Source organism: Reticulibacter mediterranei (assembly GCF_016587455.1).
Map to the genome: position 1 here is coordinate 1,746,270 of NZ_BNJK01000002.1, position 20,252 is coordinate 1,766,521.

Consider the following 20,252-nt stretch of genomic DNA (forward strand, 5'->3'; position numbering starts at 1 on the left):
CGGGCCTCATGTAGCCTCTGCTTGCTGCTGTTCTATCCTCGTGTTCATGTGTGTTTGCGCCACTTCTAGCATATGGCGAAAAGCGGCCTTTCCCGCTTCCAGATTCGCTCCTTCAGGAGGCGTGAGCATGCGATCAAGCATCTCAGCAAGCGTTGTCATCAGTTCATCGGCGGTTGGTCGGTTTGAGGATGTGGCCTCGCCGCGCACCTCTGCCACGCGAACCGAAAGTGTCTCTAGCAGGGCAGGCGTCAGCGCGTCCAGGATCACAGCCAGCGCGTTGATATTGACATCGCGACGGACGGCACCAGCATCTTGCATGATCTGAAGAAAATCGCGCGTCATATAGGAGGAATCGGGCATCTGCTCGAAGAGATTGTTCGGCTTGCGGAGATACTTGCCGAATGTCTGCTCATCGCGCGTATGAATCGCCGCCCGCAGATTGTTCTCATTGATGATCTGCAAGGTGACACGATAAAGGCTCGCAACCGTACCTCCCTGTGGATCAGCCTCCAGCGCTTTGATCCACGCTTTTCCATATCCCTGTAGCTCGCGCATGATGAGCGCCTCAACCAGTTCATCCTTCGATTTGAAATGCTGGTAGATCAGGGCGCGATTTAAGCCAACAGCATCGGCTACATCGCTCATAGTAGTTTTGTTATATCCATGCTGCAGGAGTAGCCTGGCCCCCGCGTCCAGGATTGCCTGCTTGCGTTCGTTCTCATCAATACCCATAATTATCACTTTAACAAAATTTGTAAATCTGTTATTTTTATACCTCATATTTCGCTGTCTGTCAAGTCTGCCTATTATCCGAGGTATTGTTTTTATAGAGCAATTTGATGATGGAGACAAAAAAATGTTGCTCCTATTGACATTTTGTTGTATGTATGCTACATTCTATACAGATTAGCCAACATAATAACGAAAGGAGACAAGGCTGTTCTATGCCGGAAAACGTCATTTATAACCGATTACCCGTATTGCGTGCTGAACGCGGCCTGTCTCGGCAGGAATTTGCTAAAGCTCTGAGTATCAATTACCAGACAGTTGGCTACCTGGAACGTGGCGAATATAACCCCAGTCTTGAGCTTGCCTTTCGTATCAGCGAGTTTTTTGATCTACCTATAGAAGCCATCTTTTCGCGTAAGCCATTCCGACCGTTAAGTGAAGAAATCTACCAGCAAGTAAAACCGTCTGTAAATTTCGAGGAGAAAAAGCATGAAGCTTTATAATGATACTGTTTTCGATAACTCGAATACACCGGAGAACCGTTCTCCCATGAGCCAGCAGGGACTTGCTGTTGCGCTCATCGCTCTGCCCTGCCTCATCATCATCTTTGGATTGGTTATAGATAGGCTTATTGATTCGTTCGCTACCAATGGCACTTTATCCTACATGACAGTGGTCGTGCTCATTCCAGCAGTGCTGATTTTCTTAAGTCGCTCTTTATTCAAACGCAATGCTTCTCCCCTCAGAATGGCTTCAAGGTGGACGCTGAAATCGTATGAGGAAAGTATTGTCGGGCTTGACGAGCGCGAGAGGCAGGTTATAGATCAGGCCTACCGGATGTCCTACAGAATCGTTGCGCTGATTTGCTGGCTGGCAATTGCCGCTGTTTTCGCTAACATTTCTTTCTGGCACCTGACCTACTATCCCGGGCTAGTTGGGGTTGTCTGTATCATGATGGGTGTCATTGATCTGCTGTCCTACTTGCCAACAGCCATCGTTGTCTGGAAAGAACAGGGCTAACCAGCGTTTCACGTTTCTTTAGCTGGCTGGGAAAAACCGCTCACAGCCAGCCCTTCTGTTCGGCGAGGCGCGCTGCTTCCATCCGATTCTGCGCGCCCAGCTTTTGCATCGCTACCGAGAGATGATTGCGCACGGTTCCCTCCGACAGCGAGAGTTGAGCGGCTATGGCGGCAAGGCTGGCCCCGAAAAGCGATGCAGAGAGTACCTCGCGTTCTCGGCTGGTCAGCGGATTGTTGCCCTCACTGAGCGAGGCCACCGCCAGATCCGGGTCCACCACGCGCTCCCCGGCCATCACCCGGCGTAGCGCCACCGCAAGCGCTTTCGCTGGTTCATCTTTGAGCAAAAAGCCGACAGCTCCGCTCTCCATCGCCCGACGCAGATAGCCACTGCGCCCAAAAGTGGTCAGAATCACGACGCGACACGAGGGCAAGGCTGTGCGCAACGCCTGCGCTGCCATGAGTCCACCACCGCCGGGCATTTCAATATCGAGCAGCGCCACATCTGGTTGAGCTACGAGGGCCGTTTCGATGACAGTATCGCCTCGCGCCACCTCCGCGACCACCTCAATATCTGCCTCGCGACTCAGCAGCGCCGCCAGTGCCCCTCGCACCATTGCCTGATCTTCTGCCAGCAGTACACGAATCATTGTCCATCCTCCTGCAAAACAGTAGGTTGCGTTGGCAGTTCCACACGTAAGCGAAAATGCTGCTTGCCTGATAAGGTGAGTGGACCAGCTTCCATGCTGCCTCCTAGATTACTTACCCGTTCTTGCAAACCTGCCAGCCCATTGCCCCGGTCGGTGTATTGCTCTGCTATGTCTTCTGCTCGCTGCCTGTCGTTAAATATCTCTATGCTAATTCTCTCTCGCTCCCGCACAAAGTTCAGCAGACAGCGGCGCGCTCGACCGTGACGAATCACGTTGGTAATTCCTTCCCGTACTGTCCACGCCAGAACCGCATCGAGCGGCTGGGGAAGCTCTTCGTGAAGTTCCTCGATGGAGTGCTCAATTCCTGCTGCTTCCAACAGTTGTCGCGCACTGTCCAGCTCGCTCGAAAGTTGCGGTTGCCGATAGCCTGCAACGGTCTTGCGGACTTCGCGCAGCGTCGTACGCCCGACCTGTTCAATTTCAGCGAGTTCTCGGGCGCAGCGTGCTGGATCTTCGGTAATCAGATTGCGGGCAAGTTCGCTCTTGAGGGTAATCACTGAGAGAGTTTGCCCTAGCAGGTCATGCAAATCGCGCGCCAGACGCAGGCGCTCTTCCTCCACTTTCATACGAGCGAGTGTCTGACGTGCTGTATGCAGCTCTCGAATAGCGCTGCCCATGCGCGAGACGCCGATCATATCCAGGCCCAATCCTCGCACCAGCAACATCAGCGCGATGAGCCACCACCAATCGATCCCCTCTATACCTCTGTGGGTGAAGATGGTGATGAAGAGCGGAAGAGCCGTTAAGCTCACAACGACAATTCCGGCGCGGCGCATAGGGAGTAGCACCCCGGCCATAGCGCTCACCCCAAGAAAGGGCCAGAGCCACGCAGGATCATCAAGGAGGCTGAACGTGCTAACCAGGAGGCCGAGAGCTGCCAGCAGGAGCAACGACGCAAGGGATCGTCCACGTGTGCGCGCTCCCTGGCTTGCGGGATGCGGCCACATGATCCAGGTATAGCTTACTGCGAAAAAGAGCAGGGTCATGCTACCTACAGCGAGACGAAGCTGTGCATCTGGTTTGCTCATCAGAGAAGCCAGAGGAAAGAACAGACAGATAAGCAGCCAGAAGTGCTGGTAGAGCCGCCAGAGGGTGAGGGTGACGCCACTCTCTCTCATAACTTCATCATTCGTCTCGACTCCCTCCCGGCTTGCGTTTCCCTTTGCACGCCATAGGGGATCGTCTCGTGTTCGCATTGCTGTGTCCCTTCATTCTGGTGCCGTGAATGATGCCGCCGCGTTTATTGTATCATTCTTCCTCGATTCTGTTTCCCGGGTAGGGAGGATGACTCCGAGGGTACGGGCTGGTGGTCGCAGTGCCCACGAAGCAAGTGTGAGGGCGGCGAGAGCGAGGGGAGCGATGAGGTCTCCCATGTCACCACCGCGTGCCGCCGCCGATGCTGCCGCGCCCGTCAGTTCGATGAAGATGCCCGCATACGTCCATTCCTTGAGCCGGGGAAAACGCGGCACCAACAATGCGGTTGCCCCCAGTAGCTTCCACACTCCTAGAATTGTGAGCAGGTACACCGGGTAGCCAAGCCGCGCCAGAACGAGGACGACAGAATCGCCAGCAAAGAGCAGTGTTGGCCCATGAATCAGATCCGCCACTCCTCCTGCCAGCAACTCAAGTACGATGAGGATAGTTGCCACCCAATAGCTGATCCCTTTCAGTTTCATCAGCGCGTCTTCTTTCGAGAGGTGAGTTGGCATCGCGCGTGCTCCTTTCTCGTTATGAGATTTTAATCAAATAACTCTGTAACGTCCCTATGTGTCGTAGGGGCGACGGGCGCAATGATTGGTGCATCTGGCAAATGTTCCGGGGAGAGAAAGCTCTCCCCATCCGTAGCGACAAGGGGTGGTGTGAGGGGTTGCGGGGGCCTTGCGCTTGTCGCCCTCGCCACATCATTTGTCTGTTTCCCGGTTCCAGTACCCCAACAGCGACAAGCGCAAGGCCCCCGCGTCCTCTCCCCGCCTCCCCTTGTCGCTACGGGTGAACCCACCATCCTCTCTGCCCAGGGCTATTCCCCTTTCAATTGCCGGATGCACCAATGATGCACGTTAACTTTGATCAGGAATTATAGGAGCGGAGAAAGCATCAGGGAAGTGAAATTTCTCGTGATTCGGGCGTGACAAATGTCATATGTACACACTATTTCATATGGAATTGAGATCGAGAAGGCACGTCGCCAGTTGATCGGGAGCAGAAAGAAACGGCGAGTGGCTGGTTGATAGGGTATAGACCTTTTGACAGGGCAGCGCCGTATACATCTTTTGCTGAAGCGACGGCCCAAGCGCTCTGTCCTGCAAACAGGAGATGTAGACTCTGGGCAGAGAGATTTCAGGGGTATCAACGGGTGTAGGCGCTACTTCTGGTGCCTTCATTCTGAGCGGTTCCGGGACCAGCAAACTCGTAGCCCAGTCCGCCTCTTCATCCGTACAATCTGCATAGAATACCTCTCTGGCTGCTTCAGGCTTCACCGTCACGACCTGGCGCTCTTGATCCACTAGCAGCGCGAAGGGCAGAAGAGACTCTGTATCCTGTCTGGCAAGGGAGCGAGGCCAGATGCCGGGAGGCAGCAAAAACGCCGAAAGATACACCAGCAGCTTGATTTTCTCAGGCCGCCGTTCCGCAAGCAGCGTGAGCAGGATGCCCCCGGAGCTATGCCCGACCAGAATAACCGGCTCATTCTGAACATCAAGCAACTCTAGAAGAAAGTTGAGGCTGCTCTGTGGCGTGAGAGTGGTCAATGGCGTGTGATTCTGTCCATGTCCCGGCAGATCAGGAGCCAGCACGTGATGGCCCGCTTGCCTCAAGAGAGGAGCGAGCCTGTTCCAGCACCATCCACCGTGCCAATCCCCATGTATCAGCAGGTAAGTACTCATCGATAAACCTTTCTTTTCAACAAGTGTGACGTTCTTAAGAACAACTAGGGATGCTCACAATCCATAACGGTATGTTCCTCCGTCTGGTTGTCTTTAAATATGTGTGTAGCATACATATATTATAGCTGTTGAGGGGAAGATTGTCGAGTGGTACAATAGGTGCCATGAAACAGTTCGATGGTATGGAATCAGCGGAGACGCAAGGTGAGGCGATGTCTTCGTCCGAGTCAACTCAGGCGGGTCAGGCTTTATTTCATCTTGGTCGGATGCTCAGCCGTCACTCGATGCGAGAACAGTTGTCGCGCTCAACCGGCAAAACACCAGATCTCTCTCAAGTTCTGGTGACGGAGGCCGTTGCAACGACTAGAGCGGAACAGCCCGATCAGGAGATCACTGTTGGCGTGGTGGCCGAGCGCCTGACAATTGATCCTTCAACAGCAAGCAGGCTGGTTGCCGAAACCATCTCCGCTGGCTACCTCACGCGCACGCCTTCACAAACCGATAGCCGCCGCATCTGCCTGGAACTCACTCATGCTGGAGAGGTGTTGGTAGAGCAGGCCCACCGCTATCAACAGAGCGTTTTTGGACAGATTACACATCAGTGGCCGGAGCAGGAACGCCAGGAGTTTGCTCGCCTGCTGGTCAAGTTTGTGGCCTCGCTCGCCGAGACTCATTTCGATGAATGAGGGTTCGTAATCTTTTACCTGTCTCTTTGATCGATCTCCACCATTTTGCTCATCGTATTGAAATTGCGCATGGTAGCGGAAATATTGAGCTTCTTTTCCAGATAGTTATTGCTCAGCTTACCTCTGCCATAAGCGCCAGGAATGTACATATAGGCCGCATCTCCCACAATCGCCAGCCGCTCCTCGCCGAAGTTCTGGGCGAGGAGTGCCTCGATTTTTTCGGCGGCGGGTCGTTGCGCAAACAGGGCAAAGAAGACCCGCGAGGGATCGATGCTTTCACGAAATGGATTGTTGCTGAGGATGGCGCGCACCTCTTCGCCAGTGCGTGCCACCACAACGAGATCGGCCCCGATCTGCTCTTGAATGAGGGTGTGAATGAGGCTCTCAGTTTCGGGTGCCGATAACTCGCTATCAACAAACGCGTTGCCGCTCTGAATGTAGGTGCGAACGTTCCCGAAACCAGCCTGCGTCAGTACATCACGCAGCTGTGCCATCGGTACTTTGTTCTTGCCAGTCGGCATCACGCCACGCAGGAAAATCATGTAGGTTGTTTTCATCTCTTCAGTATAGCTCATTTTTCAAGAGCTTGATGCGTGTTGCGCTTTCATTATCTGTGCGTCAAGCGTGATGCTCCACCAGATGATCCAGACCAACCAGTTGCGCGCTGACATCCCAGATCCGTTGCTGCAACTCCTTGTCGTAGGAAATGGGGACGGAGCGTTCCGGTTTGCTTTTGATGAAGTATTGGCCGGTGATACCTTCTACCTCGGGCGAGGTCGCCAGATAGAGCGCTGTGCTCGCCCCCTTTTTGGGCGATTGCATAAAGAGTTTGAAGATGCCTATGATGGGACGCATGGGCGGTGGGGCAACGTCGTTGATGATTTTGGTTGCGGTAATGCCCGGGTGTAACGCATTGACGGTAATGCCTGTTCCGGTGAGCTTGCGGGCGAGGACGTAGCCACACATGAGTTGCATGAGCTTGGCTTTCCCATACACCTCAAAGGGGACAAATGCCTGCTCGCTTTGCAGATCCTCCAGACTGTTAACACGCGTCATTGCGTCGGACAGCACGTTGACGACACGCACAGGCGTGCTCTTGCGCATGGTGTCGAGCAGCAAGTTGGTGAGTAAAAACGATGCCAGATGGTTGATTGCGAGGTTCATCTCGATCCCATCTATGCTCATCTGGCGCTGTTGCACATGCGCTCCCGCGTTATTCACCAGGATGTGCAATTGTGAATACCGTTGCTGAAACTGCTCGGCGATGTCACGAACGGCCTGTTGCGAGGAGAGGTCCGCGACCAGTAGATCGAGCGAAGAATTGCCAGTGGTGGCGGCAATCTCGCGCATCGCTTCCTCGCCGCGATGACGATCGCGAGAGACGAGAACAACGGTTGCTCCCTTGTGAGCGAGTTCGGTGGTTATGACTTTGCCTATTCCAGTGTTTGCGCCAGTGACAAGTGCGATTTTATTCTGCATCATGATAGAGTCCTTTCTGTTGTTTCAGGCAGTCAGCGCGAGTGCTTTGTGTATTGTTTTCTAAATTTTCGCAGTGATTTATTATCAAATTGATAATAAAAACGATCAAAAAAAGAGAGCATTGGCCTCGTAATTGATGTAGCCTGTTCATGAGCGAGGAAAACCGGGATGAGTTCATTATCGGCCATATCAATTATATGATACGTGCTATGGGTTCTGTGATTGGTGCCAGGTTGTCTGAATTTTAGTAAACAATTCGATCAGGATGATTCGTTCGATGGGTGTCAGGGTGTGCAGCATACCGCGCGCGAGCGTTTCAAGCTCGTTGCTAAAGGTCGCAAGGAGTTGGGTGCCGCGTTCAGTTGGCGTGATCACAAAGCTGCGATGGTCTGTGGGATTGAGCGAACGGGTGGCGTAGCCATGCTTTTCCAGGCTATTGAGGACGCGTGTGAGTTTGCTCATGTCCATGCCGGGCATAGCTTGCGCGATCTCCTTGACCCTCAGTGGCCCACGACGGGATAGTAGCGAGAGAATATTGGCCTCTTCAGGCGAACACGAAGTTTGATCTTCAAACCCGTGAGAGATGCGGCTAAGGGTTTCGTTCTGGAAGAACATAAAGTCCAATACTGCCTGCACCTGCGCGTTCTCTCGATCCTGTTCCATCTCTAGCAACCTTTATGTAGAGGGGCGCTTCGGTGTCTTCTATACAAAGCCGTTCAAGAATTGCCCCACTCAAATTATTATCAATTTGATTGTATATTAACGTGTGAATACAGAATTGTCAAGGCTATTTCTTTTAGAGGGGGCCATCCTGGTGGGAGCAATTGCCGTGCTTGTCTTTGTGTCGTATTCATTTCTCTTCCATTTGCTGTGTTTTCATACCGGGGGGAGCCTGTGATGGTTGTTGGTTTCCTGTTGGGATTGGTGAGACAGCTTGGATGCGTTGAACAAACGCGTCGAGAGATCGTGCAAGCGTTATTGGTTCTTTGAAGGGAAGGAGGTGAGTGCTGTCCACCCACTGGAGAGAAAGTGCCGGATACAGGCGCTTGAGTTGTTCACCTCCAGCCTGCCACAGCGCATTGTTTCGCTCAGCATGTGCTCCCTTTTCCCCAGCAGATTTCGTTGCCAGGACTAGCTCGACAGGACAATCAAGCTGGTCGTAGGCCGAAAGGAGCTGTTCACGGCGCGAATTCAGTTCAATGGTCAAGGCTGCAAACTCGGAAGGAGTGAGTCGATACCCCATGCCAATCAGAGATAGGAGGAGTTGCCCAAACTTCATCGCGTGCGTATCGAGGCGGCGCTTGACATCCTCAGGATCAGCCACAAGATTGACCGGGACAGCACCATCTATGAGAAACAGCCCTGCCACTCTTCTTGGATGAGCTGCTGCATACCAGATAGCCAGGTCGGCTCCCAGGGACCAGCCAACCACAAGCGGTCGATCGCCAGCAACCTGGTCCATGATGACCTCGGCATCGCTCAAGAAGCCTTTGAGAGAGACATCAGACGAGTGCGTTGTTTTGCCATGATTGCGAAAATCGAAGGTGACAAACCGATACGGTTTACGAAGTTCGTGGATGAGCCGCTTCCAACTCACTTGTGTTGCTCCCCCTCCGTTGAAGAACAGAAGCGTTTGCCCCTGCCCTGTCTCGCTGACCGCGAGTTGTATCTCTCCGTTTGCTATCTTGTAGTGTTTTTCCCTTGTACTCATGATATCGTATGGACCTTTCTTTTACCCAAAGAGACCCTGAAACAGCGCCTGTAATCCAAAGTCAAACTCCTGATCAGCGTTCCATTGTGCAACCTCTGGCAACAACATGTGGAGCCTGGGGTATTGCTCTGCCGGAAAGTGTTGCCAGACCATCGGGCCGTTTGGCCCTGGTTCCAGCCCTGCGACTGCTTGCGTTCCTGTGCCGAGCAACGTATGCCCAACAATAAAGCCGACCAGACACTGGAGCGCATAGATAGACTGAACGCCGGTAATCTGTGCCTGATGAAGTGTTTCAATAAGACGATCTAACATCGCAAGAGAGGCTGATGTGCGCAGCGGGCTGGTTGCGATGAGCGGAAGCACACGTGGATGAGCGCGCAGAACGTCCCGAAAGGCGTGAGCAATGGTCCATAATTCCTCACGTGGTGAGACGTTAGGATGCACAGGCAATGGAGCCTGAGCGATGAGCAGTTCGATCACCCCATCAAAGACGGCTCGTTTACTCTCAACATGGTTGTAGAGTGACATCGCCTCAACCCCGAGCGACGCGCCGAGCTTGCGCATACTAAAGCCTTCCAGACCCTCTTGGTCAATCAAATGCAGGGCTGCTTCCAGCACTCGTTGCCGTGTGAGTGGCTCACCAGATTTCGCCATGATCTTCGTTCCTATACTTACATCGTAAACTTACGATGTAAGTATAAAGCAGAGAAGGGAAAATATCAAGCGCTTCTTTCTGCTACCGCTGTTACATAAGAAAACCTTCTTCTATTCTTTTATATGTCCAAACTGGTAAAGAGTGATCCTGGAATCGCGATGATCTAACCCCAACCAAAAGCGCAGATTGCAGCCTGTGCATCTCTAAGCGCCGATCTGCGCCCCGTTCCACAAGCCAATCGCCAAGATTTTTCTCCTATAAAACCCTCTTATTGCCTATTCTCTACGACAAAAATACCTGGCCTGTCAGGGCTTTCCAATTCTCCCATCTAGCAGGAGTGCAGAGGGCGGCAGCCCTTTGCCGGGGTGCGGGGTGTCCCCACAAAAACCTTTTTTCTTCTCTTTTGCGCGCCGCCGCAGGCGGCGCGCGAAGGAGGGAAGGAAACTGGGGACGCCCCAGGCCCCGGCAGGGAGACCCCTGCACCCCTTTGAGCGGAGAACTGGAAAGCCCTGCCTGGCCTGTGCAAATGATTGTATAAACGGGTCTGCCATGCTATACTGAGGTGGTAGTTGTCGAAAAGAGGGAGCGCCTGATTGCAGGCTTGAAACTCATAGATGCGTCGTTGGCAATCAAAAGGGGAATGGTGAGGAGACAGAGCATATTGGGGTTTTCCCGTAGCGACAAGGGGAGAAGCCTATCACCTCAACATATTGGTTGGATGGATAACCCGTGTATCCGCGCATGCCAGGGAGAGGCCTATTTCCTTGGGGTACATTGGTTGGATGTATAATCCGTGTGTCCACACGTACCAGGGGAAAAACGGGAGAACCCTCTCTCCCTTCCGCATTTGTTGATGCGTCGTGGTGGCTCGAAGCGCATCGTAGGCTTCCCCCGCGATAAATCGCTCGACTACAACATCCATATGTATTTGTGAAATTGCACCAATGGTGTATCCGGCAAATAGAGCGGTCAACGTGACCCGGATATGGCAGGGGCGATGGCTTGTCCTCCCCCCACTCTGAATGCAATATATGCATGATGGGTATTACGGGCGAAGACAAGCCATCGCCCCTGCCATATCCGGGTCGATCTTTGAGGATTTCATGGATGTACCAATCAACCGGGGAGATGAGGGAGGCTTACTCATATTCCAGCAAGACCTCCTTTGCGAAGTGGCGACTGAGCCGTTCCGCTTCGGTGGCAATTCCTTTTTGGATCGAGGCGGTGGATGAGGTGAACAGGCTCACTTTGACGACGGCGTGCGAGCGCCGGATGGTAGAGTGCCAGATTCCTTGAATGGAACCGTTGACCAGAATGACCGCAAAGGTCCACCCCTGGAGGTTGAAGACCTGCCGCTTGTAGGCTCGCGCGAGCAGGGGTTCGCAATCGCGCGGCACTCCAATTGTATAGGCATCGAATAGGGGCAGCAGGTGAATCCGCTCTGCTGGCTCAACGCTCTGGATGAGTGGAAGGGTTGTACACAGGGCAAATGCTCGCCATCCTTCTACCTCGACTTCTTCCAACTCTCCTGCTAGCGACTGGAAGAGGTTCTTTGCGAGAGTTTTCGTACACCCCCACCAGAAAGCAAAATCGTCTGTGGTCGCCGGACCGTATGCCCGCAGATACCGCCGGGCTATTTCCTGAAGCGCCAGCATTGGCTCGATAGGTTGCCATTCCCTGATCCATCTTCTAGGGTTCGTGAAGGTAGCTGTCTTCCCCTGGCCCGGCCCGAAACAGAGATCCCCGCGATAGGCGGATGGTTTCAAGGGAGTTCCCCAGCTTGAAGATATGATCAAGTCGCGTAATTGAACTATCCCCGTGTGTTTGGCTACCGCATCAGCCAGTTGCAGACGCGTCAGCGGTTCCAGCTCCTGCTCTAACACATATGGGATAGCCAGGAGAAAGGCGTCCTGTTGCGCTGTTGAGAGGCCGCACTCGGCGAAATACTTTGACCATCTCTCGTGAAGCTGCCAGTCCTGCGCCGCGACATACAGAGGAAGTTCGTTTGCCGCAAGTAAGTGTAAGGTGCCACGCATGGCCCAGGTCTTTACCAGGGTGTGGTCCTGGAAGAGGGCGGATTGGACATCGCGTGGAGAGAGTCCCTCCACGCGGGTACACATCGCCAGTTCTGCCGCCGACATCACCTGGGCCTGAATCCCAGCAGTGCGCGTCACTGCCAGGGCGAAATCCTGCGAGGAGAAACGCGGGGCGAGGCCATGTTGCGACAAACGCCAGGCATGCACCTGCTGCCATTTCAATGTTCTCATCTTCGCTCCTTTCAATGCAATCAACACTTTTCCACGATTTTCAATCCCAGTGTACAGGTTCATGCGGTCAGAATGCGACCTTATTGCGATGATTTTGCTTATCCTGAAGACATTTAATAAAGGCTCCGGGTATCCGACCGAAACGCTGATCTGCTCGATGAAATCCAGATTCACCTTGACCCACTCATTAAGACGAAAATACTTGCTTTGCGTGTATGATTGCATGAGCGGACCGGCCAGTAATGAGGCTTTGTCAAAAAGAGGAGCTGCCTAGTGGCACGAAATCCCACCTACCGAGTATCTTCTCCTTGAGGGTGTCTCTTCATCAAGAGAGGCTTTTCGACCATACATAGCATTCTCCATCTGGATTGAAACGCCACGCCATGATCTGCTGCGGCGCGGCCTTGAACGCGATGGGGAATCTGCTCGTTCACTATGGGAGGAATGGATGGCGCAAGAGGATGAATATATTGAGCGTGAACATCTAGAACAAAAAGCCGATCTAGTGATCGATGGCACACAACCTTACAATCTGTCAGAGTTTTTTAACGGCTAAATACACTACTGACAGGTTCCTAATGTGCGAGATGTATAACGTGACTTTCCCTCTCTCCCCCTTGAATTAGGGACTATTTTGATAGGTGATAGGTTGCTTGTTGCCTCAAACGCTAGAAGATACTTTCGCATCGAGCAACCTGCGAACCTTTGCCGCTGTTCCGCCTTCCTCCAGAGGCGTGTACACCACAACTTTCAAGTCTGGCTCGTCGTAGACCTGGAACATCAGATGCTCAAAAGCTAGAAAGCCTGCCTGCGGGTGGTTGAGCGTTTTGATGCCCTCCGGTCCGCGTAAGACCTCGTGATCGGGCCACCATTGGCGAAATTCGGGGCTGGCAGCGAGCAGATCGTGAATCAGGGCAGTCATGTAGGGATCGCCGGGGAAGCGGCCATAGCTTGTGCGAAACTGGGCAAGGATGCGGCGCGCGTGTTGCTCCCAATCAACCACGAGCTGGCGATGTTCGGCGGACGTGAAAATGCGCCAGACGATGTTGCGTTCGCGCTCGCTGACGTGGGGAAAATCGTAGAGAATCAGCCGCGCGGCCTCGTTCCAGGCCACGATATCCCAGCGTGATCCGATGGCAGCGGCTGGACTGAGTTTGAACTGGTCAAGAAAGTGGCGCAGGGCGGCGCTGACCGTTTCGCGCGGCTGCGTGGTCTCAGGAGGCGGCTGCTGACGGGCCAGGAAGAAGAGATGTTCGCGCTCGTTGGTGTTCAGTTGTAGCGCCTGCACAAGGCTCTCTAACACCTGCATGGAAACGCTGATCGGGCGCCCCTGCTCCAGCCATGTATACCAGTCCACGCTCACTCCCGCCAGTTGTGCTACCTCCGCGCGCCTCAAACCGGGCGTTCTGCGCCTCCCTCCGCGTGGCAATCCGACCTGTTCAGGTGCGATTCGCCCTCTTCTTGTGCGTAAAAAGTCCCCCAATTCCTGTACGCGGAATTGCTCCAGTTGCCTGTCCATGCCTGTTGCCTTTCGCTGTTATGGTAGGATTCTTTCTCCCATGATAAGTCCTCGTCTGGTTAGAGCATACCTTCTATTATACACTTCTATGAGTACTCTCTCTGTGGTTGAGATAAAACATTTCCTACACAAAACAACTTGCAAGGAGAATAATCTTATGGATATTGTAGGACAGACCATTATCGTTGTTGGCGGCAGCTCTGGCATGGGCCTGGAGGTTGCACGCGCGGCACTGGCAAAGGGGGCCGAAGTCGTTATCGTTGGCCGCTCTCAACAACGGCTGGCGCAAGCGGTCGAAGAACTGAGTGGCAAGCATGTGCGCACTATCGCCGCCGATGTTACCAGCGAGGAAGAGGTGAGCCGTATATTTGAGAGCGTCGGGCGTTTCGATCATCTCTTTGTTTCGGCAGCCTCGAACCTGACCTATCAGCCGATTCGCGAACTGGACATGGAGGCAGCGCGCAAGACGATCGATGCCAAGCTCGTTGCCGCGCTGTTGCTCGCGAAGTATGCTGCACGCACGATCAATGCGCATGGTTCCATCACCTTTATCAGTGGAATTGCTGCTGAGCGTCCAATGCCAGCCGGCTATCTTGTTGGCGCGGTCAATGGCGCGCTTTTCTCGCTTGTATACGGCCTGACGGTGGCGCTCGCTCCTGTGCGCGTCAATGCCGTCTCGCCGGGCTGGATCGATACGCCAATCTGGGATGCGAACTCAGCTCTGGCCGCCAACAAGTCAGCCACGTTCGCGCAGATGGCACAACGTCTGCCCGCTGGCCGTATCGGTCAACCCGCTGATATCGCTCATGCTGCCCTGTTTCTGATGGAGAACGAATTTACGACTGGCACCGTCTTGCCGGTTGATGGTGGCCATCGCCTGATCTGATCTCAGGAACTTCTACCACAGACACAGGACGCAGGCCGCCCGAAGAGGTTGACAGGAAACGACAAAATAGTTTATACTTAAACGAGTAAAACCCGGGGAGTGAGATATGCGTCATCAAATACAGATAGGTGTGAGATCATGGTTGTATCTCCGTCGCATCATGTATAAAATCGAGCGGCATCTCTTGCTCCATCTGGAGAAATACGACCTGACGCCCGCTCAGTTTGGGGTGTTAGCCAATCTTCAGGCGGCTCCTGAAATCTCGCAACAGGCGCTCGCAAACCGCTTGTTTGTGACGAAAGGCAATATCGTTGGTTTATTGAACCGCCTGGAGTGTCGCGGCCTGGTGCAGCGGCGACCTGACCCGGAGGATGGTCGTACCCATATCGTCTCCTTGACGGAACAGGGCGCGACACTTGCCGCGCAGGTCGTACCGGCGCATGAGAGGCTGGTCACTGAGTATATGGGCCTTATCTCAGATGAGGATCAACTCGCGCTCCACAATTTGTTACGGACGCTTAATCGATCCCTGGGACCAGATTAAATTTTTTTGTCGAGTTAGTTTACATATAAACTAACCTGATGAACAAGGCATAGGGTGAACTCGCTCTGTCGTAGTCGCGCGATTTATCGCGCATGTTGTGCCATTCGAGTAATGCGCGATAAATCGCGCGACTACGAAAGGGCTGTTTCATTTCCATCAGAAGACATACTCAAGTATAGACATCCACGCGTGCGTACGAACAGATGTGTTGTATAGGCATACTTCTATTAGAAGGAGAAAAACATGAGCAATCATGAAATGCAGATTGGTATTGGATTACCGGCCAATATTCCTGGAGTTGCGGGCGATCAGATTATCGAGTGGGCAAAGAAAGCGGATGCTGGTCCATTCTCAAGTCTGGGCCTCATTGATCGCCTGGTCTACGACAACTACGACCCACTGATTGCCTTTGCTGCGGCGGCAGGAGCGACGCAACGCATTCGCTTTACGACATCCATTCTGCTGGCCCCTCTGCATCGTGCCGCTTTGTTGGCAAAGCAGGCCGCCAGCCTGGATGCGATTTCGGGAGGACGCTTGACGCTGGGTTTGGGTGTGGGCGTGCGCGAAGATGACTTTCAGGCGGCATCCGTTCCCTATCATTCGAGAGGCAAGATCTTTGATGCACAGTTGGCAACCATGCAGCGTATCTGGTCGGGTCAGGCACTCAGCGATGAAGTGGGCGCGATTGGTCCGGCTCCTGTGCGAACTGGTGGACCTGAAATCCTCATTGGTGCAGGAGCACCAGCTGCGCTGCGGCGTTTGGGACAATGGGGGAATGGTTATATTGCTGGTGGGGGAGGAGCACAGATGGCGGCACAGGGATTTCGAGCAGCTGAGAAGGTGTGGAGTGAGGCTGGAAGAGCGGGAAAGCCACGTCTGGTAGGCTGTGTCTACTATGCTCTGGGTCCAGACGCACAAAAACGAGGAGGAGAATACATCAATCACTACTACGGGCCTCAGTTTGGGTCAATGGTCGTTCAGGGGTTGATAGCGACCCCTGAAGCAGTCAAAGAAGCGCGCAAAGCCTTTGCCGACATCGGGACTGATGAGTTGATTTTCTGGCCCTGTATTGCAGAACTTAATCAGATGGGTCGTTTAGAAGACGCACTCAGATAAATTGAAGAAATTCATGCATCAGTGGTAAAAGAGCAATGCTCAATACCATTGATGCAGACCTTTCTGTATTTTCACGAAGCATTGCAAAAATATAGAAAATCAGATCTGCCGCTGATTGGAAAGAGCGAAAATCAGGAACAATCCTGACCTCATGAGCTGGTATGCTGCCTACAAAACGTTTTATCTGGAGGAAAGAACTATGTCTGGAGCAAATGATTTCGCTTTTTTGATTGGCAGTTGGAACATTCACAACAAGCGCAAGACGGGGAGATCTTTTTGGGCAGATCACGAACCTGAAGAAGAGGCCACATGGGAAGAATTCTCCGCAATTGATCTGGTTGAAAAACGTCTTGATGGTCGGGCCGTCGTCGAGCATTACGAGGCAACGCTTCCTTCTGGGGAGATTGTGAAAGCACTGAGTGTAAAAGCCTTTGATCCAACCACACATCGCTGGTCTATTACCTGGATCGATACCCGAGAGGGACCAGACGACTTTCGACCTCTCAGCGGAACCTTTCAGGATGGGGTTGGTATCTTCTCTCAGGTGATTGAAACGCCGGATGGCAAGCCCTTGCATGTTCGCTATATCTGGGATCACATTACTGCGGATGCGGCTCGTTGGCAGCAAGCTTTCTCCTTTGATGGAGGCACTACCTGGAATACCAATTTTCTTATGCAATTCACCAGAAGGAAATAACTCATCATATCACGAAACCGAGAGGAGGAGCTTTTCTCGAAAGCCTCCTCCTCCTGGGGCAACCAGACCCCTGGAATGCCAGGACACCTCTTCTCTGTCTACCTCAATCTTTACCGAGACAGACAGAGAAGAGGCGCCCTAAGAAACCGCACCTTTAATAGATGTCGCTGCTAGTCACAACTGGGCGAAGTCGCTGTTTTTGGTTTGTGAGCAGTGATGGCGTTCAGGTGAGCAAACAGTGCTCCAACGCTCTGAAGCCAGTTTTGCTTGTGGACGTCTTGCTCTTCTGACGAAAAGCGGTTGCGGTTCTGTGCTTCCTCGATTATCTGCTCATGTATAATTTTTAATCCCATATAGTGAGAATATGGCTGCATGCTCAAATCCCTTCTTGATAAGAACTCAGATGATTTCATACAATGTATTCAATATACTTGTTCATCGCACGAGCCTGATTGCTCATTGCTGATGTCATAAGCATAAGCCACAGGTGGTGGTAGTGAGATCTACCAAAAGTGGTAATCGATGGTGGTATTTTTTGCGGACGGGTAATGCAGTCGGGGGTAAAGTGGGATTAGAGCAGCTTGAATCTGGCAGCCTGTGCCAATGCCTGGGTGCGACTCCCGACGCCCAGCTTACCGTAGATATTGCGTGTGTGGACCTTGACTGTGCCGACGCTCAGCACGAGGCGGCGGGCGATTTCACGATTGGAAAGCCCTTGCGCGATCAGGTCGAGAACTTCAAGCTCTCGCTCGCTCAGCGGTTCGAGTAGCGCCTGCTCTATGTGCTTGCGGGGTGCCTCTGTCGCTTCACCCAGGATAGAGCGAATCGAGGTTTCCAGATCCAGCGCGGCCCCCGTTTTCGGGCGCTCTGGTACGCCTCCTCGCCCAGCCGTTCGCTCAGGTTAGTACACAATTGCGGCACTTTTGCCCAGCGCTCTAGCCAGCCACTCACCTGCACGAGTTGCTCAAATGCCAGCCCCAGCAGTTCGGCGGCTCTCTCCGGCGCGTCCTCATCGGCACAAGCAATTGCTTCCAGCGCCAGGCACAACGTTGCCGGGGCGGGATCGTCGTAGCTTCCCTGAAAAAGCGCCGCATATCCCGCTCGGGCGGCTGCATACTGCCCCAACCCGCAGTGAGCCAGAGCCAGCCCCCAGTGTTTTCCCAGATTGTATTGACTGCTGAAGAACATTTCTGGCGAGAGAGACCAGTTTGTTCGTAGCAGTTCTGCGCTATCCGCGTAGGATTCATGTAGCACACAGCGCAAAAACACCTGCAGATCCGCCGATAGCCTGGCTCCGTCGAGATAGCTGGTCTCGTGCGCCTGTTTGCTCATCTGTTCCGCCAGTGCTAGCGCCTCTTCCACTTCGCCTTTCCAGAAGGTAGCCTGGGCCAGATTGAACAGCGCTTGTACGATCCCTTTGACGCTCCTGATTTCGTGCATCGCTGCGAGCGCCTCCCGTGTCGAGCGCTCATAGGTGAGATAATCCTGTTGGGCGAGCGTGGTACAGGTCAGGTTGAAGATGCTCCAGGCGATGCCGTTGCGGTCGCCAATGGCCCGGCGCAGGTCGAGGCTTTGTTTGAACAGTTCTTGTTCCGAATGTTGCTGAGTGCCGTTTGTTAGTGGCACCTCTCCAGCCAGCCACGAGAGCGCCTCTGCCTGATAGAAAGGGTCGCCAAGCCGCTCAAAGATGGCGGCGCTTTCTTCAAAGTCGGTCGCAGCCCTGGAGGGAAGAGGAGCCTTGCCTCCTGCATCCCAGATGGCGAGAATGCCTGAAACGAGCAAACAGAACCCGATCTCTGCCTGATCCTCTTGCGTGCGTGCCGCATCCAGACAATGATCGATCTGGGTGTGCAAATCCTGCTCTATGCGCAAACTACCTAACAAGATCAAACGCAGCAATCGTGCCTGTATGCGGTTAAGTATGAGCTGCTGCTCTGGTGTGGGGGACGTGGAAAACTGCTCAACTGCGAACTGGAGCATGGCGACAATTTCGTGATAGTGCCCCCGCATGTCGGCAAACCAGTGCAACGTTTCCACCGCACTTGAGAGTCCTGTTACTTGCCGTTGGTGGACGGCCAGATGCCATGCATGGCGGACGTTCTCAAAGTCGGTTGCTATGGTGTCTAACGCGGCGATCTGGTTGTGCGCTTTGATATCACGCTCAAGTCGGCGTAACAGGCCAAGATAGTAGTTGATATATGCCTGCTCCACCGCCTCTGTCTGGCCTATTGCCGCCAGCTGTTCCGCACCATACTGTCGCAGCAGCTCATGAATTTCGTAGTGTCCCGTTGCTGACCGGCGGAGCAGCGATTGGTCGATCAGCCGTGCGAGCGCTGGCAGCGAGGCTCCGGCCACGACTTCCGCTGCCTCGCGTGTAAATCCGCCGCGAAAGACTGAGAGCTTCTGAAAGACCACGCGGTCCTGTTCGCTCATCAACTGCCAGGAGTGGTCGAACACGGAGCGCATGCTGCGGTGTCGTTCTGGGAGGTTACGCGCACGAGTTGCCAGGAGGTCCAGATTGTGTTTGATCTCGTGGGCAATGTCGGAAGGTTGGAGCGTCTTGAGCCAGCCCGCCGCCAGCTCGATTGCCAGCGGCATCCCTTCCACCAGTTGGCAGATCTCTATCACGCCCTGCTCGTCTTCGGCCAGATCGAAATCGCCGCGTATCCGACGTGCGCGCTCCAAAAACAACTGTACCGCGCTGTAATCGGTGGCGGCCTTGCCATCTTCCAGGTCAGGATAGCTCAGCCCTGTGATTGGCCTGACCCATTCCTCTTGAAGATTGAGCGCCTCCCGAGAGGTGGCGAGGATTTTTAAGCCGGAGGTGGCCTCCAGGATATCAGCGATAAGATCGGTCCCATCCAGCAGATGTTCCAGATTGTCCAGTACGAGTAACACCCGCTGCTCCTGCTTATCATGTAGATACGCAAAAAACTGTTCACGTGGACTGCGCTGATTCTGCTGAAAGCGAAACGGCATGGCTTCGGCGATGGTGGGCAGCAGATCGTTGGTCCAGGAGAGTTGAGCGAGCGATGCACGGAAGACGCCATCGGGGAACAACGCGCGATGGTGCGAGGCGACCTCCATTGCGAGCCGGGTTTTGCCGATGCCTCCAGGCCCGACGAGCGTCAACAGGCGGCAGGATGGATCAGAGAGCAGCATGCCAATCTCAGCTATTTCCTGGGATCGACCGAGAAAAAGCGTGGGAGATGGTGTCAATTGCTGTATGTCTGCTCTTTCCATAGGTCTTGCGCCTCTCATGCTAGTCTATTCTTCCCACAAGGATCAGTATAACAGACAGCACAACGGCCGGCAAGTTTGCGCTCGCGGGTTGGATGGAGGGAAACTCTTTGCT

The 20,252-nt window shown here is 53.6% G+C and carries 22 protein-coding genes; 7 read left to right on the forward strand and 15 right to left on the reverse strand.

Translation table 11 applies throughout. From position 1 onward, the window contains the following. Positions 1-6: 6 nt before the first annotated feature. On the reverse strand, positions 7-732 hold the full coding sequence (locus K3T83_RS46120) for a TetR/AcrR family transcriptional regulator (RefSeq protein ID WP_220209889.1): 726 nt from the start codon (positions 730-732) through the stop codon (positions 7-9). 212 nt (positions 733-944) lie between these two features. On the opposite strand from K3T83_RS46120, the gene K3T83_RS46125 reads away from it, so the two are divergent. Both K3T83_RS46125 and K3T83_RS46130 read left to right on the forward strand, forming a co-directional pair. Continuing rightward, positions 945-1,232: a helix-turn-helix transcriptional regulator gene (locus tag K3T83_RS46125; RefSeq protein ID WP_236065220.1), complete on the forward strand. Its 288-nt coding sequence runs from the start codon at positions 945-947 to the stop codon at positions 1,230-1,232. Continuing rightward, the gene (locus K3T83_RS46130; RefSeq protein ID WP_220209890.1) at positions 1,219-1,749 is read left to right on the forward strand and encodes a hypothetical protein; all 531 of its coding nucleotides are present in this window, start codon (positions 1,219-1,221) and stop codon (positions 1,747-1,749) included. Before K3T83_RS46125 ends, K3T83_RS46130 begins: the two co-directional genes overlap by 14 nt. A gap of 40 nt (positions 1,750-1,789) precedes the next feature. On the opposite strand, the gene K3T83_RS46135 is transcribed toward K3T83_RS46130, so the two are convergent. From K3T83_RS46135 to K3T83_RS46150, 4 genes are all read right to left on the reverse strand, one after another. Continuing rightward, positions 1,790-2,395, reverse strand: coding sequence for a response regulator transcription factor (locus K3T83_RS46135; protein ID WP_220209891.1), 606 nt, complete (start codon positions 2,393-2,395; stop codon positions 1,790-1,792). Beyond that, positions 2,392-3,651 carry a sensor histidine kinase gene (locus K3T83_RS46140; protein WP_220209892.1) on the reverse strand — a complete coding sequence of 420 codons (1,260 nt, stop codon included), beginning with the start codon at positions 3,649-3,651 and terminating at the stop codon, positions 2,392-2,394. Before K3T83_RS46140 ends, K3T83_RS46135 begins: the two co-directional genes overlap by 4 nt. 12 nt (positions 3,652-3,663) lie before the next feature. Beyond that, on the reverse strand, positions 3,664-4,164 hold the full coding sequence (locus K3T83_RS46145) for a DoxX family protein (protein WP_220209893.1): 501 nt from the start codon (positions 4,162-4,164) through the stop codon (positions 3,664-3,666). Positions 4,165-4,608: 444 nt separating this feature from the next. Further along, positions 4,609-5,337: an alpha/beta fold hydrolase gene (locus K3T83_RS46150; protein ID WP_220209894.1), complete on the reverse strand. Its 729-nt coding sequence runs from the start codon at positions 5,335-5,337 to the stop codon at positions 4,609-4,611. 182 nt (positions 5,338-5,519) lie between these two features. On the opposite strand from K3T83_RS46150, the gene K3T83_RS46155 reads away from it, so the two are divergent. After that, complete coding sequence (locus tag K3T83_RS46155; RefSeq protein ID WP_220209895.1) at positions 5,520-6,023, forward strand: MarR family winged helix-turn-helix transcriptional regulator; 504 nt, start codon at positions 5,520-5,522, stop codon at positions 6,021-6,023. Positions 6,024-6,037: 14 nt separating this feature from the next. Here K3T83_RS46155 and K3T83_RS46160 read toward each other — a convergent pair whose 3' ends face one another. The 7 genes from K3T83_RS46160 to K3T83_RS46190 form a co-directional block, all read right to left on the reverse strand. Further along, positions 6,038-6,580, reverse strand: coding sequence for a DUF1697 domain-containing protein (locus K3T83_RS46160; RefSeq protein WP_220209896.1), 543 nt, complete (start codon positions 6,578-6,580; stop codon positions 6,038-6,040). Positions 6,581-6,641: 61 nt separating this feature from the next. Beyond that, a complete protein-coding gene (locus K3T83_RS46165; protein WP_220209897.1) occupies positions 6,642-7,505 on the reverse strand; it encodes an SDR family oxidoreductase in 864 nt (287 codons plus the stop codon). A 204-nt stretch (positions 7,506-7,709) separates the two neighbouring features. Then, a complete protein-coding gene (locus K3T83_RS46170) occupies positions 7,710-8,165 on the reverse strand; it encodes a MarR family winged helix-turn-helix transcriptional regulator (protein ID WP_220209898.1) in 456 nt (151 codons plus the stop codon). Between the two features lie 187 nt (positions 8,166-8,352). After that, positions 8,353-9,213, reverse strand: coding sequence for an alpha/beta fold hydrolase (locus tag K3T83_RS46175; RefSeq protein WP_220209899.1), 861 nt, complete (start codon positions 9,211-9,213; stop codon positions 8,353-8,355). 21 nt (positions 9,214-9,234) lie between these two features. Beyond that, positions 9,235-9,867: a TetR/AcrR family transcriptional regulator gene (locus tag K3T83_RS46180; protein WP_220209900.1), complete on the reverse strand. Its 633-nt coding sequence runs from the start codon at positions 9,865-9,867 to the stop codon at positions 9,235-9,237. 1,140 nt (positions 9,868-11,007) lie between these two features. Then, positions 11,008-12,135 (reverse strand): winged helix DNA-binding domain-containing protein, encoded by a 1,128-nt coding sequence (locus K3T83_RS46185; protein ID WP_220209901.1) that lies wholly within the window; start codon positions 12,133-12,135, stop codon positions 11,008-11,010. A 661-nt stretch (positions 12,136-12,796) separates the two neighbouring features. Next, the gene (locus K3T83_RS46190; protein ID WP_220209902.1) at positions 12,797-13,654 is read right to left on the reverse strand and encodes a helix-turn-helix transcriptional regulator; all 858 of its coding nucleotides are present in this window, start codon (positions 13,652-13,654) and stop codon (positions 12,797-12,799) included. A 157-nt stretch (positions 13,655-13,811) separates the two neighbouring features. Here K3T83_RS46190 and K3T83_RS46195 point away from each other — a divergent pair, with 157 nt between their 5' ends. The 4 genes from K3T83_RS46195 (at position 13,812) to K3T83_RS46210 (ending at position 16,897) form a co-directional block, all read left to right on the forward strand. Continuing rightward, positions 13,812-14,540 (forward strand): SDR family oxidoreductase, encoded by a 729-nt coding sequence (locus tag K3T83_RS46195; RefSeq protein ID WP_220209903.1) that lies wholly within the window; start codon positions 13,812-13,814, stop codon positions 14,538-14,540. Between the two features lie 106 nt (positions 14,541-14,646). Beyond that, positions 14,647-15,084 carry a MarR family winged helix-turn-helix transcriptional regulator gene (locus K3T83_RS46200; RefSeq protein WP_220209904.1) on the forward strand — a complete coding sequence of 146 codons (438 nt, stop codon included), beginning with the start codon at positions 14,647-14,649 and terminating at the stop codon, positions 15,082-15,084. Positions 15,085-15,327: 243 nt separating this feature from the next. Next, complete coding sequence (locus K3T83_RS46205; protein ID WP_220209905.1) at positions 15,328-16,200, forward strand: LLM class flavin-dependent oxidoreductase; 873 nt, start codon at positions 15,328-15,330, stop codon at positions 16,198-16,200. A 199-nt stretch (positions 16,201-16,399) separates the two neighbouring features. Further along, on the forward strand, positions 16,400-16,897 hold the full coding sequence (locus tag K3T83_RS46210; RefSeq protein ID WP_220209906.1) for a DUF1579 domain-containing protein: 498 nt from the start codon (positions 16,400-16,402) through the stop codon (positions 16,895-16,897). 170 nt (positions 16,898-17,067) lie between these two features. Here the strand turns inward: K3T83_RS46210 and K3T83_RS46215 are convergent, their stop codons facing one another. From K3T83_RS46215 to K3T83_RS46225, 3 genes are all read right to left on the reverse strand, one after another. Beyond that, positions 17,068-17,271 (reverse strand): hypothetical protein, encoded by a 204-nt coding sequence (locus K3T83_RS46215; RefSeq protein ID WP_220209907.1) that lies wholly within the window; start codon positions 17,269-17,271, stop codon positions 17,068-17,070. 197 nt (positions 17,272-17,468) lie between these two features. Then, positions 17,469-17,741 (reverse strand): response regulator transcription factor, encoded by a 273-nt coding sequence (locus tag K3T83_RS46220; protein ID WP_220211099.1) that lies wholly within the window; start codon positions 17,739-17,741, stop codon positions 17,469-17,471. Further along, on the reverse strand, positions 17,675-20,140 hold the full coding sequence (locus K3T83_RS46225; protein ID WP_220209908.1) for an ATP-binding protein: 2,466 nt from the start codon (positions 20,138-20,140) through the stop codon (positions 17,675-17,677). Before K3T83_RS46225 ends, K3T83_RS46220 begins: the two co-directional genes overlap by 67 nt. Positions 20,141-20,252: the final 112 nt, after the last annotated feature.

Bases quoted from the DNA above. Each gene is read 5' to 3' on its own strand.
- K3T83_RS46120 (WP_220209889.1), bottom strand. From the start codon at position 732: ATGGGTATTGATGAGAACGAACGCAAGCAGGCAATCCTGGACGCGGGG.
- K3T83_RS46125 (WP_236065220.1), top strand. From the start codon at position 945: ATGCCGGAAAACGTCATTTATAACCGATTACCCGTATTGCGTGCTGAA.
- K3T83_RS46130 (WP_220209890.1), top strand. From the start codon at position 1,219: ATGAAGCTTTATAATGATACTGTTTTCGATAACTCGAATACACCGGAG.
- K3T83_RS46135 (WP_220209891.1), bottom strand. From the start codon at position 2,395: ATGATTCGTGTACTGCTGGCAGAAGATCAGGCAATGGTGCGAGGGGCA.
- K3T83_RS46140 (WP_220209892.1), bottom strand. From the start codon at position 3,651: ATGCGAACACGAGACGATCCCCTATGGCGTGCAAAGGGAAACGCAAGC.
- K3T83_RS46145 (WP_220209893.1), bottom strand. From the start codon at position 4,164: ATGCCAACTCACCTCTCGAAAGAAGACGCGCTGATGAAACTGAAAGGG.
- K3T83_RS46150 (WP_220209894.1), bottom strand. From the start codon at position 5,337: ATGAGTACTTACCTGCTGATACATGGGGATTGGCACGGTGGATGGTGC.
- K3T83_RS46155 (WP_220209895.1), top strand. From the start codon at position 5,520: ATGGAATCAGCGGAGACGCAAGGTGAGGCGATGTCTTCGTCCGAGTCA.
- K3T83_RS46160 (WP_220209896.1), bottom strand. From the start codon at position 6,580: ATGAAAACAACCTACATGATTTTCCTGCGTGGCGTGATGCCGACTGGC.
- K3T83_RS46165 (WP_220209897.1), bottom strand. From the start codon at position 7,505: ATGATGCAGAATAAAATCGCACTTGTCACTGGCGCAAACACTGGAATA.
- K3T83_RS46170 (WP_220209898.1), bottom strand. From the start codon at position 8,165: ATGGAACAGGATCGAGAGAACGCGCAGGTGCAGGCAGTATTGGACTTT.
- K3T83_RS46175 (WP_220209899.1), bottom strand. From the start codon at position 9,213: ATGAGTACAAGGGAAAAACACTACAAGATAGCAAACGGAGAGATACAA.
- K3T83_RS46180 (WP_220209900.1), bottom strand. From the start codon at position 9,867: ATGGCGAAATCTGGTGAGCCACTCACACGGCAACGAGTGCTGGAAGCA.
- K3T83_RS46185 (WP_220209901.1), bottom strand. From the start codon at position 12,135: ATGAGAACATTGAAATGGCAGCAGGTGCATGCCTGGCGTTTGTCGCAA.
- K3T83_RS46190 (WP_220209902.1), bottom strand. From the start codon at position 13,654: ATGGACAGGCAACTGGAGCAATTCCGCGTACAGGAATTGGGGGACTTT.
- K3T83_RS46195 (WP_220209903.1), top strand. From the start codon at position 13,812: ATGGATATTGTAGGACAGACCATTATCGTTGTTGGCGGCAGCTCTGGC.
- K3T83_RS46200 (WP_220209904.1), top strand. From the start codon at position 14,647: ATGCGTCATCAAATACAGATAGGTGTGAGATCATGGTTGTATCTCCGT.
- K3T83_RS46205 (WP_220209905.1), top strand. From the start codon at position 15,328: ATGAGCAATCATGAAATGCAGATTGGTATTGGATTACCGGCCAATATT.
- K3T83_RS46210 (WP_220209906.1), top strand. From the start codon at position 16,400: ATGTCTGGAGCAAATGATTTCGCTTTTTTGATTGGCAGTTGGAACATT.
- K3T83_RS46215 (WP_220209907.1), bottom strand. From the start codon at position 17,271: ATGCAGCCATATTCTCACTATATGGGATTAAAAATTATACATGAGCAG.
- K3T83_RS46225 (WP_220209908.1), bottom strand. From the start codon at position 20,140: ATGGAAAGAGCAGACATACAGCAATTGACACCATCTCCCACGCTTTTT.